This is a genomic window from Roseateles sp. SL47, from assembly GCF_026625885.1.
Classification (GTDB): domain Bacteria; phylum Pseudomonadota; class Gammaproteobacteria; order Burkholderiales; family Burkholderiaceae_C; genus Roseateles.
In genome coordinates, this window is the sequence record NZ_CP113068.1 from 1,290,574 (window position 1) to 1,303,344 (window position 12,771).

Here is a 12,771-nt window from a genome sequence, read left to right on the forward strand (position 1 = left end):
CCGCGCTGTGGCCTGATGTTTGGCTTCTTTCGCATTTCCTTCCGCCAGGTCCTGCTGATCGGCTTTCTGCTGATTGCCGGGCTGTTGTCGGCCGCATCGCTTGGTGCGCTGCTCACGCTGGAACGGCTGACGGTGCAGGGCCGCGAGGCCGTGCTGCGCGCCGCGCGCATGGGCAACGAGGTGCAACAACTGGCCGAGCGCAGCGTGAGCCTGGAGCGTGCGGCTCGCCAATACCTGGTGCTGGAAGACCGCAGCCTGCGGCAACGCTTTGAAGACGATGCCGAAGACGCCGAGCGGCTGCTGCAGCAACTGCGCGCCCAGGCCCTCCATCCCGAATCCCTCGACGCCTGGGCCGCCAAGCTCGCCGAGATCCGCAACCTGCTGGATATCGCCGTCAAACCCGGCCCCGCCCGCCGCAAGGAAGCCGACCTCACCGCCAAGTTCCGCGAGCTCAGCGCCCTCACCGCCCAGTTGGGTGACATGGTGCGGCAGCACACACAACAGAGCAACGGCTCGCTGCAGGACCAATTGGAGAGCGGGCGGGTGAAGCTTGGCCAGCAGGTGCTGGGTGCCATCGGGCTGTCGGTGTTGCTGGCCCTGGCCTTCGGCTTCTGGCTCACCCGTCCGCTGCGTCGCCTGGAGCAGGCCATCGTCCGATTGGGCGAAAACCGGCTGGAAGAGCCGATCGACTTCCGCGGCCCGGCCGACTTGCAGTCGCTCGGTCAGCGTCTGGACTGGCTGCGCCTGCGCCTGGGCGAGCTGGATGCTGACAAGGCGCGCTTCCTGCGACACATCTCGCATGAGCTGAAAACGCCGCTGGCGGCCCTGCGGGAAGGCGTGTCACTGCTGGAAGACGAAGTGGCCGGCGCCCTCAACGACAAGCAGCGCGAGGTGGCCCGCATCCTGCGGGACAACACCGCCGTGCTGCAGCGGCAGATCGAAGACCTGCTGCGCTTCAACGCCGCCGCCTTCGAAGCCCGCCGCCTGCAACGCCAGCCCACCGAGCTGGCCTCGCTGATCCAGGGCACCATCCAGGCACAGCGCCTGCAATGGCAGGCCCGCGACCTGCGCATTACCGTCGAGGGCGGTCCGCAGGAGATCGAGGTCGATCCGGACAAGCTGGGCGCCGCATTCGGCAATCTGCTCTCGAACGCGATACGCTTCGCCCCGCCGGGGGGTGGAATCCGCTTTGAACTGTCGCGGCGGGACGGCCATTTGCTGATCGACCTGAGCGACGACGGTCCCGGTGTCGCGCCGGCCGATCACGCCCGGATCTTCGAACCCTTCTACCGAGGCGAACGCCAGCCGGAGGACGCCCTGCGCGGCACCGGCATCGGCTTGTCCATCGTCAAGGAGTACATCGCCGCGCACGGCGGGCAGATCGAACTGCTGCCTTCCGAGCGGGGTGCCCATTTCAGAATCAGCCTGCCATGCAGCCACACGCATCTTCCTCCCGCCCACGCCTGACCCTGACCCCGGTCGCGGCCAGCCTGTTCCTGCTGATGGCGGGCTGCGCGCCCCTGCCGCCCAAGACCGTGGTCCGGGAAGTGCGCGTGGAGGTGCCGGTGCAGGTGCCCACGGTGAGCCCGGCGGACGCCGCCGCTCGCCATTTGCTGGCCTATCACGATCGCATCCGCCAGATGGGCACGGCCGAGCTGGCGCAGGAACTGCTGCCGCGTGACGATGCCAATCTGCCAGCCGCCACCGCCGTACCGCTCGCGCTGGCGTTGATGACCAACCACGCCCCGGGTGAGCTGGCGCGCGCGCAAAACCTGCTGGAGCAGGTGCTGCGCCAACCCGACACCGGCGACTGGAAGCCGCTGGCGCAACTGCTGCTGGACCGGCTGGTGGAACAACGCCGCCTGGAAGATCAGGCCGACAAGCTCAACCAGCAGCGGGCCAGCCTGCAGCAGCGCCTGGACCAGGCCAATCAGAAGCTGGAGGCCCTGAAGGCGATTGAACGCAGCCTGGTGGCCCCACGCCCTGGGGCGCCGTCACCGGCCGCCAGCGCGCCGGCCAGCGGGGCTTCGAAATGACCGGTGCACGCCTGCTGCTGGTCGATGACGATGCCGACCTGCTCAAGCTGCTGTCGATGCGGCTGGACGCGGCCGGGTATGACGTCACCGCCGTGACCTCCGCCGAGGCGGCGCTGACCCATCTGGCGGTGCAGCGGCCAGCCTTGGTGCTGAGCGACGTGCAATTGCCCGGCATGGACGGGCTGGCCCTGTTCGACGCCATCCGCGAACGGCATCCCGCCCTGCCGGTGATCCTGCTCACCGCCCACGGCACCATTCCGGATGCGGTCCAGGCCACCGCCCGCGGGGTCTACACCTACCTCACCAAACCCTTCGACGGACGGGCCCTGCTGGACACCATCGCCCAGGCGCTGGCGCTGACGGCGCCACAAGGTGATGCGCAGGACCATGGCGACACGGCCTGGCGCGAAGGCATCGTCAGCCGCTCCAACATCATGGCCGAGGTGCTCGCCGAAGCGAAGCTGGTGGCGGCCTCACAGGCCAGCGTGCTGATTCGTGGTGAAAGCGGCACGGGCAAGGAACTGCTGGCCCGCGCCATCCACGCCGCCAGCCCCCGGGCCGGTAAACCCTTTGTGGCGGTGAACTGCGGCGCCATTCCGGAGGCGCTGCTGGAGTCCGAGCTGTTTGGCCATGTGAAGGGCGCCTTCACCGGGGCGGTGAGCCACCACCGAGGCCTGTTCCAGGCCGCAGACGGCGGCACGCTGCTGCTGGACGAAATCGGCGACATGCCGCTGCCGTTGCAGGTGAAATTGCTGCGGGTGCTGCAGGAGCAGCAGGTGCGGCCAGTGGGGTCCAGCGAGTCGGTACCGATCGACGTCCGAATCCTGTCCGCCACGCATCGGGATCTGGATGTGGCCATGGCCGAAGGCCTGTTCCGTGAAGATCTCTATTACCGGCTCAATGTGGTCAGCCTCACAGTGCCCAGCCTGAGCGAGCGCCGCGAAGACATTCCGCTGCTGGCCCAGCACCTGCTCACGCGCCTGGCCACCAAATACAACAAGCGCCTCAACGGCTTTGCGCCGGAAGCGCTGAAGGCGTTGAGCATGGCCACCTGGCCGGGCAACGTCCGCCAGTTGCACAACGTGGTGGAGCAGGTGTCGGCGCTGGCCACCTCACCGCTGATTCCGCTGTCGCTGGTGCAGCGGGCGCTGCGGGTGCCCAGCATGGAGGTGCTGAGTTATGCGCAGGCGCGGGAGCGCTTTGAACGCGAGTACCTGGTGGGGCTGCTGAAGCTCACGGACGGCAATGTGGCGGATGCGGCACGCCTGGCGGAGCGCAACCGCACAGAGTTCTACCGTTTGCTGCAGCGCAATGGCCTGAACCCGGGGCTTTTCCGGGCCGATCCGCCTGTCGCCGAATAGCGACACGGAAAAATTCAATGAAATCAACGGCTTGGAACAATCGGCCGCAGATCCGTCGCTGAGCGGCGACACATGAACCGGCAAAATTGCCTACATCTTTTGTAAGTCGTTGATTTATAAGCGTTAAGTTGCGTGGCACGGGGGTTGCTTTAACCCCGGTACATGCGTACATCTGCCCCCACCCTCACCTCCCGATACGCCGGCCTGCTCATGGGCGCGGCGCTGCTGCTTCGCTGCGCTGCAGCACAGGCATTCGGCTTCGATGATGTGGCCGAGCGTGCACAGGCGTTGGCCGCCAAGCCTTATCAGCCGTCCACCCAAAGCCTGCCTGCAGAGCTGAAGAACCTGGACTATGACGGCGCGCGTGACATCCGCTTTAAGCCGGCCCGCGCGCTCTGGCGTGAAGACAAGCTGCCCTTCGAGGTGATGTTCTTCCACCTGGGTCACTATCAGACCGAGGCGGTCCGCATCAATGAGATCAACAACACGGTTGCCCGTCCGCTGCCATTCCGCAAGGACGACTTCGACTACGGCAAGAACAAGCTGTCTCCCCAGAAGTGGGGCGACCTGGGTTATGCCGGCTTCCGTGTCCACTACCCGCTGAACAACAACGGCTACAAGGACGAGCTGGTCGTTTTCCAGGGCGCCTCTTATTTCCGTGTGCTGGGTGCCGGCCAGCACTATGGGCTGTCGGCCCGTGGCCTGGCCATCGACACCGTCGGCGGCAAGGGCGAGGAATTCCCCCGTTTCACCGAGTTCTGGATCGAGCGCCCTGCGGCCGATGCCAAGGCCCTCACCATCTATGCGCTGCTGGACAGCAAGAGCGTGAGCGGGGCCTACCGCTTTCTGGTGCAGCCGGGCGCCGAGACGGTGGTGGACGTGAAGGCCCGCATCTTCCTGCGCTCGCCGGTGGCCACGCTGGGCCTGGCCCCGCTCACCAGCATGTTTCTCTTCGGCGAGAACCAACCCCAGGTCGGCGACTTCCGTCCGGAAGTGCATGACTCCGACGGCCTGATGGTCCACAGCAGCACCGGTGAATGGATCTGGCGCCCGCTGATGAATCCGAAGGGCATCTTCACCACGTCCTTTGGCCTGCCGGGCGTCCGTGGTTTTGGCCTGATGCAGCGGGACCGCCGGTTCGCCAGCTACGAAGACGTGGAAGCCCGTTATGAGAAGCGGCCTTCCACCTGGATCGAACCGGTGGGGGACTGGGGTCCGGGCCGTGTGGAGCTGATGCAACTGCACACACCGGATGAAACCCACGACAACATCGTTGCCTACTGGGTGCCTGCCCAGCAGCCGGCGCCGGGCCAGCCGCTGGACTTTGCCTACAAGCTGCACCAGCAGGGCGATGACCCGCAGCAGCGTCCGCCGGGGGCCTGGGCGGTGCAGACCCGTACCGGCTACAGCTACGCCAAGCTGGCCGCCAACGAGGTTCAGTACATCGTTGATTTCGAGGGCCCGTCCCTCAAGGCCCTGCCGGCCAACGCCGAGGTCAAGGCCCAGCTGAGCACCAACGCCAACGGCCAGATCAGCGAAGCCAACGCCTATCCGAACCCGGCCACCGGTGGCTGGCGGATGACGGTTCGCGCCAAGCAACTCCGCCCCGGGCAGCCTCTTGAGCTGCGCGGCTTCCTGCAACACGACCACAACGTTCTGACTGAAACATGGAGCCTCGTATTACCTCCCCAATGAGCGCCGGCCACGCCGGCCCGGCGGGCGCAAGCGCTCCGCCGGTCAACCGTGGTGCCATGGTGCCGCGTCCGTGGTTCAGCCCTGCTCCTGTTGAAGGGGCACTGCCTGCGGCGCCGCAACTGGCCCCCTGGGAACGCGCCGCCCACCGTCGGCGCCAGGCCTTGATGTTGTCCATCGGTGCCGCCACGACGCTGGCCACCGGGGTGCTGCTGCACACGCAAGGCGGATGGGCCACCCCAGGTCTTCCGCTGCTGCTGCAGTGTCTGCATCTGAGTCTGTTTGTGTTGCTGTTTGCCTGGGTCAGTGCCGGCTGCGTGACCGCCGTCATGGGCTTCTGGGTCCAGTTGCGCGGTGATCGTCATGCCCTGTCAGCCGATCAGGCCGGCCACGGGCCGATCAGCGCGGACGCCCGTACCGCCCTGGTGATGCCGATCTGCAATGAAGATGTCACCACCGTCTTCGCCGGCCTGCGGGCCAGCTGCGAGTCGCTGGCGTCGGCAGGGGCCCTGCGTCTGTTCGACGTCTACATCCTCTCCGACAGCAGTGACCCGGAATGCCGCACGGCCGAGCTGGCCGCCTGGGCTGAGCTGCGCGAGCAGTTTGCCGGCCAAGGGCGCATTCACTATCGCTGGCGTCAGCGCCGGGTGAAGAAGAAGGCCGGCAACGTGGCCGACTTCTGCCGCCGCTGGGGCCGCAACTACCGCTACATGGTGGTGCTGGATGCCGACAGCGTGATGAGCGGCGACTGCCTGCTGACCCTGGTGCGCCTGATGGAAGGCAACCCGCGCGCCGGCATTCTGCAAGCGGCCAATCAGGTCTGCGGTCACGAGACGCTGCATGCCCGTGCGCAGCAGTTCGCCAGCCGTGTCACCGGCCGTCTGTTTGCCGCCGGCATGCAGTACTGGCAGCTGGGTGAGGCCCACTATTGGGGCCACAACGCCATCATCCGCGTCGAGCCGTTCATGAAGCATTGCGCCCTGGCGCCGCTGCATGGCAAGGACATCATGTCCCACGACTTTGTCGAGGCGGCCCTGATGCGCCGTGCCGGTTATCAGGTGTGGCTGGTACACGACCTGGTGGGCAGCTACGAGCAGCAGCCGCCGCATCTGCTGGCCGAGCTGCAACGTGACCGCCGCTGGTGCCAGGGCAACCTGCAGAACCTGCGTCTGGTGGCCGAACCCGGCCTGCATTCGGTGCACCGTGCCATGTTGGTGACCGGCGCCCTGTCCTACTTCGCCGCGCCCCTGTGGCTGCTGTATGTGTGCCTGGGGGCGCTGCTGTGGAACGTGGGTGGCAATGACGCTTTCCATCCGTTCACACCGGAAGGCAAGCTGGCACCAGGTGTGCTGGCCCTGTGGCTGGGCACCATCGGCATGTTGACGCTGCCGCGTCTGCTGTCGGTGGGTGCGGTGCTGCTACGCCGTGAGCATGGACAGTATGGCGGTGTGCTCAAGCTGCTGGGCAGCAGCGCGGTGGAAGCGCTGATGGCGCTGCTGCAGGCGCCCCTGCGCATGGTCGCGCACAGCATCTTCTGTCTGGTGGCCGTCACCGGCATCTCGCTGGAGTGGAAGTCGCCCCCGCGGGCAGCGCAGGACGTGTCCTGGAAGGAAGCTCTGGCGGCCTTCGGTCGTCCTGGCCTGATGGCCCTGGCGGTGGCTGCGGTCCTGGCGGTGCTTCGTCCTTCCACTGTGCTGTGGATCGCGCCGATCGCGCTGCCGCTGATGTTGGCCGCACCGATCATCGTGTGGACCAGCCGTGCTCGCCTCGGGGCTCGTGTGCGCCAACTGGGCCTGCTGCTGATCCCCGAGGAGAGCCGCACGCCCACGGTGCTGCGTCATGCCTGGGCCTATGGTCAGCAGAGCCGTCATTTGCCGGGCTGGACCGACATGCTGAAGAACCGTCATCTGCTGGCCCTGGCCTGCCAGGCGATGGGCCGGCGTGACACCGGCCGTGGGCTGCGGGCGCATGTGCGGGACCTGCATCTGTCGCGCATTGCGATGCTGCCGGGTGCCCTGCACACCCTGGCCGCCAATGAGCGGATGCGCTTCCTGAGTGAACCCAGCCACTTGCTGCGCCTGAGCCAGCTCAAGGCGGCTTGATCGGCGACCGATGTTGAACTGACAGAACAACAAGCCCTTGCTCCGGCGCGGGCCGTGGTGTCCACCTGATGTGTGGCCCCGGCCCGCGTTTCTTTTGGGAGGTCAGGGCCGAACGGCGGGGGTTTCCAAGGGCAGGCCGCGGGCGCGCTGCATCAGGTAGAGCTCCAGTTGGGTCAGCTCCTGTTCCGTCAACGGTGCAGCACGAACCCCTGTGGTGCAGTTGAGCAGCCGACGCGGCAACGACCCCATGCCCTGCCATTCCAGCCGATAGATCGGATAACCGGTTGCCAGGCCTGACGGGATGACGGCACCCGCCAGCCGCGAGCCGGCCCGTTCTTCATGGCATTGCGCGCAGGACAGGTTCAACTGGCCGATGCGGGCGCGGTAGAGCGTCTCTCCCGCCTGTTGCCATGGGGTGAGGCGGTTGTCCTTGGGGGGCTGGATGGCAAGCCCGCGGGACTGCTGCCCGATATAGGCGGCCAGGGACAGCAGTGCTTCGCTGCTGGTGGTCCAAGCGGGTTGTGCCTGACGAGTGCTGCGGCAGTGATTGATCTGCTGCAACAAGGTGACGGGCCGCTTCAAGGTTTCAGAAAATGCGGGGTAGCGGCGGGCGACCCCCGCCAGGCCGGCGTTATGGCAGCTGGCACAGGCGGGTTGGCCCTGGGCAGGTGTGGCCTTCCAGAGATCGGCGCCCTGCGCCACCCACAACATGGCCGGGTTCTGCGCGTCACTGCGCTGCATGGCCTGCAGGGCCGGCGACATGAAGTCGAAGCCGGAGCGCTCGGCCGATGACGCGTTGGCCGATGCGGCGGCCGAGGCCCCGAGCAGTGCGGGCACCCATGGCCAGGCGAACCATCGCGCCAGCGCCCGCAGAAGGCTCACGTCTGCACCTCCAGGCGCCGCAGCTCGCGTTGCTCGAACCCGTGGTCCCCGGTCCAGACAAATTCCAGATCGCCGCTGCGCTCCGCCACCATCGTGAAAGCGAAGTAGGGATTGGCCGCAATTGCCGGGAACAGCTCCAGGCTGATCACGGTCTGGCCCAGATAGCGGCATTCAAACCGGCTGATGATGTCCCGAGGCACCACTTGGCCCTGGTCATTGCTGCGGTGGCCCGTTTCCATAGGATGGGCGATGAGCCATTGCACCTCGAGGATCTGACCGGGTTGAACCTTGTCCGGCACGGTGATGCGGGTGACGGCCATGGGCTCAACCTCCCTCGATGCAGGCGGCCAGCGTCACGATGACGTCCACGCGGTGGGACCACCACTGCCCGTCCGGGGTCTGGGCCAGTGCCACCAGTTGCTGGCTGGTGGCGAGCCGGATGCGAGTGGCCAGGCGGGCGCCGCCGGGCACGGGCGGCAGCCGGGCCTTGAGCACTTCCCGCTGCGGGTTGAGTTCATTCAAGAGCGCCAGCCCCTGAACAGGCCGGGCGATGGAAAGCGTGATGGGCACCGCATTGCCGTTCTCGATCAGCGGGGCCATCTCCAGCCGCACCTCACCCACACGCGGCGTCTGGCCCTGGGTGACGCCGAGGATGGCCAGCTCCAGCTCGGCGCGGCTGGCCCAGGCCGGCTTCGGCAGCAAGGCCGCGAGGGACAAAGCCTGAAGCACGATTCTCCGGGAGCACATCACTGCAAGGTCCGCAGATAGGCGACGATGTCTTCGATCTGCTGCGCGTCCAGCACGGGCTTGCCATCGAACTCCTTGGCCACGCGCTGGAGGCCGGCGTCGGGACCGGCGCGGTAGTAGGCGGGCATCACGGTCTGCGGGTTCAGCACCTGCGGTGCCACGAGCCGCAGGCGCAACTGTCCGGCGCTCAGCCGCTGGCCCACGCCCGCCAGGTCCGGCCCCAGGTTGCCCTGCTGCCGCTCCTCCGGGATGGGCGCTGCATGGCACAACAGGCACAGGCCCTGTGGCCGGCTGGCCACCAGCGCCCGGCCGCGAGTGGCATCACCGGTCAGGCCGCCCAGAGCTTGCGTAATGGCGTCGCCCTGCACCTGGAACGGCAACACCGCACTGGTGGCGAGCAGCAGGTCAAACAGCACCATGGCACAGGCACCTCACCCCGGCAGGTATCGGCGCTCAGGCCACTTTTGGCTTGAGCGTGTGCTTGGACAAGGGCAATTCGCGGATCCGCTGGCCGGTGGCCGCGAAGATGGCGTTGAGCACTGCCGGCGCCGCCACGGCAATCGTCGGTTCACCGACCCCGCCCCAGAAACCACCGGACGGCATCACGATGGCCTCCACCTGCGGCATGTGCTCCATCTTCACCACCGGATAGGTGTGGAAGTTGTCCTGCTGCACCCGTCCGTCCTTGAGTGTGATCTCACCAAACAGCGCTGCTGAGAGGCCATACACGAAGCTGCCCTCCACCTGTGCCTGGATCTGCTGCGGGTTCACCGCATGGCCGGGGTCGGTGGCGGCGATGATCTTGTGGATCTTCAGCGTGCCGCCCTTGGCGACGGACACTTCCGCACAAGCGGCGACATAGCTGCCAAAGCCCATGATCTGCGCCAGCCCGCGGTAATGCCCCTTCGGCGCGGGCTTGCCCCACCCGGCCTTGTCGGCCACCGCATTCAGCACCGCCAGATGCTTGGGCGACTGTGCCAGCAGTTCCCGACGCAGGGCCAGGGGGTCCTTGCCAGTGGCGTGGGCCACCTCGTCGATGAAGCTCTCCACGTAGATGGCGTTCTGGTTGAGGTTCACACCGCGCCAGAAACCCGGTGGCACCGGGGGATTGCGCATGGCGTGGTCGATGAGCAGGTGCGGGACCGCATACCCGAAGGCGCCCTCGGTGCCGCCCTGATTCAGACCCTGGAACACGACCGGGTCCACCCCGTTCTTGATGTTCTGCGGGAACAGAGCGGCCACGATGGACTGACCGGAGATCCGCATGTGCAGCGCCTGCAACTGGCCCTTGGCGTCCAGGCCGGCGGTGAGCTTGCACTGCGTGATCGGGTGATAGCGGCCATGCATCATGTCCTCTTCACGGCTCCAGATCAGCTTCACCGGCGTGCCGGGCAGGGCCCGTGCGATGGCGACGGCCTGGCGCACCCAGTCATGCACCGCGCCGCGCCGACCAAAGCCGCCGCCGAGATGGATCTTGTAGACCTCGCACTGGGCCGGCGGCAGACCCGCCGCTTCGGAAGCCGCAGCCAGCGCGGCTTCCCCGTTCTGGGTGGGCGTCCAGACCTCGCAACGCTCCGGCGTCCAGCGCGCAGTGGCGTTCATCGTCTCCATGGTGGCGTGGTTCTGATGCGGATAGCTGTAGACCGCTTCAATCTTGCGCGCGGCGCCCGCCAGCGCTGCCCCCACATCGCCCTGGCGCTGGCCGAGCGCCGCTTCCGGAGCGTCCAGCCCGGCCTTGAGCATGGCGGCCATCTGTTCGCTGTCCAGCTTGGCATTGGGGCCTTCGTCCCACACCACTGGGAGCACATCAAGCGCTGTCTTGGCCTGCCACCAGGTGTCGGCCACCACCGCAACGGCGGAATCGCCCACCGGCACCACCTTGCGAACGCCGGGCCGGGCTGCAATGGCTGCCGCATCAAAGCGCTTGAGCTTGCCGCCAAACACCGGGCAGTCCTTGATGGCCGCATTGAGCATGCCGGGCAGCTTCAGGTCCATGCCGTAGATCTGGCTGCCATCCAGCTTGCTGCGGGTGTCCAGGCGCTTGAAGGGCTTGCCGGCGATCTTCCAATCCTTGGGGTCCTTCAGCGTGATCTCGGCCGGCGGCTTTTGCGACACGGCCTTGGCGGCCAACTGGCCATAGCTGCTGACCCGGCCAGTGGCGGCATGGCGCACCTGGCCTTGGTTGCTCGTCAGTTCGCCCACCGGCACCTTCCAGTCCTCGGCGGCCGCCTGCAGCAGCATCCAGCGTGCGCTGGCGCCGCCTTTGCGCATGTAGTCGTGGGACTCGCGCACGCCGCGGCTGCCCCCGGTGGAGAAACTGCCCCAGGCCCGGTTGCGGGCCAGGTTCTGGCCGGGGGTGGGGTATTCGGTCTTGACCCGGGTCCAGTCGCAATCCAGTTCCTCGGCAACCAATTGCGCCAGGCCGGTCAGGGTGCCCTGGCCCATTTCGGAGCGGGCAATGCGGACGATCACCGTCTCATCCGGTTGAATGACCACCCAGGCATTGAGCTCTGGCGTGGCGCCGGAAGCGGAGCCCCCTGGTGCGGTAGTTGTGGCGGCATCAGCGGCCAGACCGGGCACGTGAAAGCCCAGCATGAAGCCACCGGCCACGGCCGACGATTGCAGAAAGAGCCGGCGGCCGGTGTCCAAGGGGGCGCTCATGCTTCGCTCCCGTTGGGGTCCAGCAGGCGGATGGCAATGGACTTGCGATTCACCTGGCCGGCCGCCAGGTGAATGGCCGCACGCACCCGGTTGTAGGTGCCACATCGACAGATGTTGGTGATGGCGCTGTCGATGTCGGCGTCGGAGGGTTTGGGCTTGTCCTTGAGCAGGGCCGCAGCGGCCATGATCATGCCGCTCTGGCAGAAGCCGCACTGCGGGACATCCAACGCGGCCCAGGCTTTCTGGACCGGATGGCTGGCATTGCTGGACAGGCCTTCAATGGTGGTGATGCGGTCGGTCGGCGCCACGCTGGAGAGCGGGCGCACACAACTGCGCACGGCCTCGCCATTGAGATGGACGGTGCACGCTCCGCATTGGGCCAGGCCGCAGCCGTATTTGGTGCCGGTCAGGCCCAGCTGCTCACGCAGCGCCCACAGCAGGGGGGTGTCGCCGTCGGCGTCCACCTGCACCGTTTTTCCGTTCACTTGCAACTGAGCCATGACGTCTCCAGGAATGCGGCGGGATGCCCGCAGGCGCCCGCCGAGCAGCGGGACAACACTGACTGTAGCGAGCCGACCCCGGGTTGGCGTGCGGGATTGTGCTGAGCCCCGACGGACCCCCGACTGCCCCCCGACGGACCCGCGCAGGCTTCCTGGAGACTGGGTGGGTCAGTGGCGCAGGCCCTTGTCTGCCATCTCTGCCATCTTTTCGGCCAACAGCGCTTCCTTGCGCTGCTGCAGACGTTCACCCATCTCCACCAGGTCCAGGCGGGACTTCTTCACCTTGGGGAACATCTCGTTCTGTTCTTCCTTGACGTGGTGCTTCACCCATTCACCCATCACGGTGATCTTGGCCTCGTAATCCTCGCCATCCGGCTCCACGCCTTCCACGGCGGTGATCAGGTCCTTCACGCTCTGGTGTTCCACACGGGCCTCGGGCACCATTTCCTTGTCCTTGAGGGCGGCCTGCACTTCGGGGTAGAGGATCTCTTCCTCGATCTGGGCGTGTACTGTCAGCTCCAGGCAGATCTGCGACACGATCTGCTTCTTCTTGGCCGCAGAGCGGGTCTTCTTGAATTGCTCGAACAGCTCGTTCACCTTCTTGTGATCGGCGCGCAGCAGAGTGATGGCATCCGGGGCCTTCTTCACGGCGGTGGCACGGCGTGGGGTGGCAGCCGTGCGGCGCGTGGAGGTTTTGCGGCTGGCTGTTGTGGCTTGCGTGGGCATGAGGGAACTCCTTGCGGATGTGCAGGGTTGCGATGCAAGCAACGGGCAAGCCCGATGCCCACGG

Annotated in this window: 12 protein-coding genes; 5 read left to right on the forward strand and 7 right to left on the reverse strand. The window is 66.8% G+C overall.

Annotated elements, in window-relative coordinates:
- Positions 1-15: 15 nt before the first annotated feature.
- The 5 genes from OU995_RS05625 (at position 16) to mdoH (ending at position 7,191) form a co-directional block, all read left to right on the forward strand.
- A complete protein-coding gene (locus OU995_RS05625; protein WP_267836190.1) occupies positions 16-1,467 on the forward strand; it encodes a sensor histidine kinase in 1,452 nt (483 codons plus the stop codon).
- Entirely contained in the window at positions 1,431-2,036 is a 606-nt protein-coding gene (locus tag OU995_RS05630; RefSeq protein WP_267834557.1) for a hypothetical protein, read from the forward strand. Before OU995_RS05625 ends, OU995_RS05630 begins: the two co-directional genes overlap by 37 nt.
- A complete protein-coding gene (locus OU995_RS05635; RefSeq protein ID WP_267834558.1) occupies positions 2,033-3,397 on the forward strand; it encodes a sigma 54-interacting transcriptional regulator in 1,365 nt (454 codons plus the stop codon). The genes OU995_RS05630 and OU995_RS05635 overlap by 4 nt, the downstream gene beginning before the upstream one ends.
- Before the next feature lie 162 nt (positions 3,398-3,559).
- Positions 3,560-5,092, forward strand: a complete 1,533-nt coding sequence (locus OU995_RS05640) for a glucan biosynthesis protein G (RefSeq protein WP_267834559.1) — start codon at positions 3,560-3,562, stop codon at positions 5,090-5,092.
- A complete protein-coding gene (mdoH, locus tag OU995_RS05645; RefSeq protein WP_267834560.1) occupies positions 5,065-7,191 on the forward strand; it encodes a glucans biosynthesis glucosyltransferase MdoH in 2,127 nt (708 codons plus the stop codon). The genes OU995_RS05640 and mdoH overlap by 28 nt, the downstream gene beginning before the upstream one ends.
- Positions 7,192-7,293: 102 nt before the next feature.
- Here mdoH and soxA read toward each other — a convergent pair whose 3' ends face one another.
- From soxA to OU995_RS05680, 7 genes are all read right to left on the reverse strand, one after another.
- On the reverse strand, positions 7,294-8,073 hold the full coding sequence (gene soxA / locus OU995_RS05650) for a sulfur oxidation c-type cytochrome SoxA (RefSeq protein WP_267834561.1): 780 nt from the start codon (positions 8,071-8,073) through the stop codon (positions 7,294-7,296).
- Positions 8,070-8,393 carry a thiosulfate oxidation carrier complex protein SoxZ gene (soxZ, locus tag OU995_RS05655; protein ID WP_267834562.1) on the reverse strand — a complete coding sequence of 108 codons (324 nt, stop codon included), beginning with the start codon at positions 8,391-8,393 and terminating at the stop codon, positions 8,070-8,072. The genes soxA and soxZ overlap by 4 nt, the downstream gene beginning before the upstream one ends.
- A 4-nt stretch (positions 8,394-8,397) precedes the next feature.
- Positions 8,398-8,802 (reverse strand): thiosulfate oxidation carrier protein SoxY, encoded by a 405-nt coding sequence (locus tag OU995_RS05660; RefSeq protein WP_267834563.1) that lies wholly within the window; start codon positions 8,800-8,802, stop codon positions 8,398-8,400.
- A 17-nt stretch (positions 8,803-8,819) separates the two neighbouring features.
- Positions 8,820-9,239, reverse strand: a complete 420-nt coding sequence (gene soxX, locus OU995_RS05665; protein ID WP_267834565.1) for a sulfur oxidation c-type cytochrome SoxX — start codon at positions 9,237-9,239, stop codon at positions 8,820-8,822.
- A 34-nt stretch (positions 9,240-9,273) separates the two neighbouring features.
- The gene (locus OU995_RS05670) at positions 9,274-11,481 is read right to left on the reverse strand and encodes a xanthine dehydrogenase family protein molybdopterin-binding subunit (RefSeq protein ID WP_267834566.1); all 2,208 of its coding nucleotides are present in this window, start codon (positions 11,479-11,481) and stop codon (positions 9,274-9,276) included.
- The gene (locus tag OU995_RS05675) at positions 11,478-11,981 is read right to left on the reverse strand and encodes a (2Fe-2S)-binding protein (RefSeq protein ID WP_267834567.1); all 504 of its coding nucleotides are present in this window, start codon (positions 11,979-11,981) and stop codon (positions 11,478-11,480) included. The genes OU995_RS05670 and OU995_RS05675 overlap by 4 nt, the downstream gene beginning before the upstream one ends.
- A 168-nt stretch (positions 11,982-12,149) precedes the next feature.
- A complete protein-coding gene (locus OU995_RS05680; RefSeq protein ID WP_267834568.1) occupies positions 12,150-12,707 on the reverse strand; it encodes a hemerythrin domain-containing protein in 558 nt (185 codons plus the stop codon).
- Between the last annotated feature and the right edge of the window lie 64 nt (positions 12,708-12,771).

Bases quoted from the DNA above. Each gene is read 5' to 3' on its own strand.
- OU995_RS05625 (WP_267836190.1), top strand. From the start codon at position 16: ATGTTTGGCTTCTTTCGCATTTCCTTCCGCCAGGTCCTGCTGATCGGC.
- OU995_RS05630 (WP_267834557.1), top strand. From the start codon at position 1,431: ATGCAGCCACACGCATCTTCCTCCCGCCCACGCCTGACCCTGACCCCG.
- OU995_RS05635 (WP_267834558.1), top strand. From the start codon at position 2,033: ATGACCGGTGCACGCCTGCTGCTGGTCGATGACGATGCCGACCTGCTC.
- OU995_RS05640 (WP_267834559.1), top strand. From the start codon at position 3,560: ATGCGTACATCTGCCCCCACCCTCACCTCCCGATACGCCGGCCTGCTC.
- mdoH (WP_267834560.1), top strand. From the start codon at position 5,065: ATGGAGCCTCGTATTACCTCCCCAATGAGCGCCGGCCACGCCGGCCCG.
- soxZ (WP_267834562.1), bottom strand. From the start codon at position 8,393: ATGGCCGTCACCCGCATCACCGTGCCGGACAAGGTTCAACCCGGTCAG.
- soxX (WP_267834565.1), bottom strand. From the start codon at position 9,239: ATGGTGCTGTTTGACCTGCTGCTCGCCACCAGTGCGGTGTTGCCGTTC.
- OU995_RS05670 (WP_267834566.1), bottom strand. From the start codon at position 11,481: ATGAGCGCCCCCTTGGACACCGGCCGCCGGCTCTTTCTGCAATCGTCG.
- OU995_RS05675 (WP_267834567.1), bottom strand. From the start codon at position 11,981: ATGGCTCAGTTGCAAGTGAACGGAAAAACGGTGCAGGTGGACGCCGAC.
- OU995_RS05680 (WP_267834568.1), bottom strand. From the start codon at position 12,707: ATGCCCACGCAAGCCACAACAGCCAGCCGCAAAACCTCCACGCGCCGC.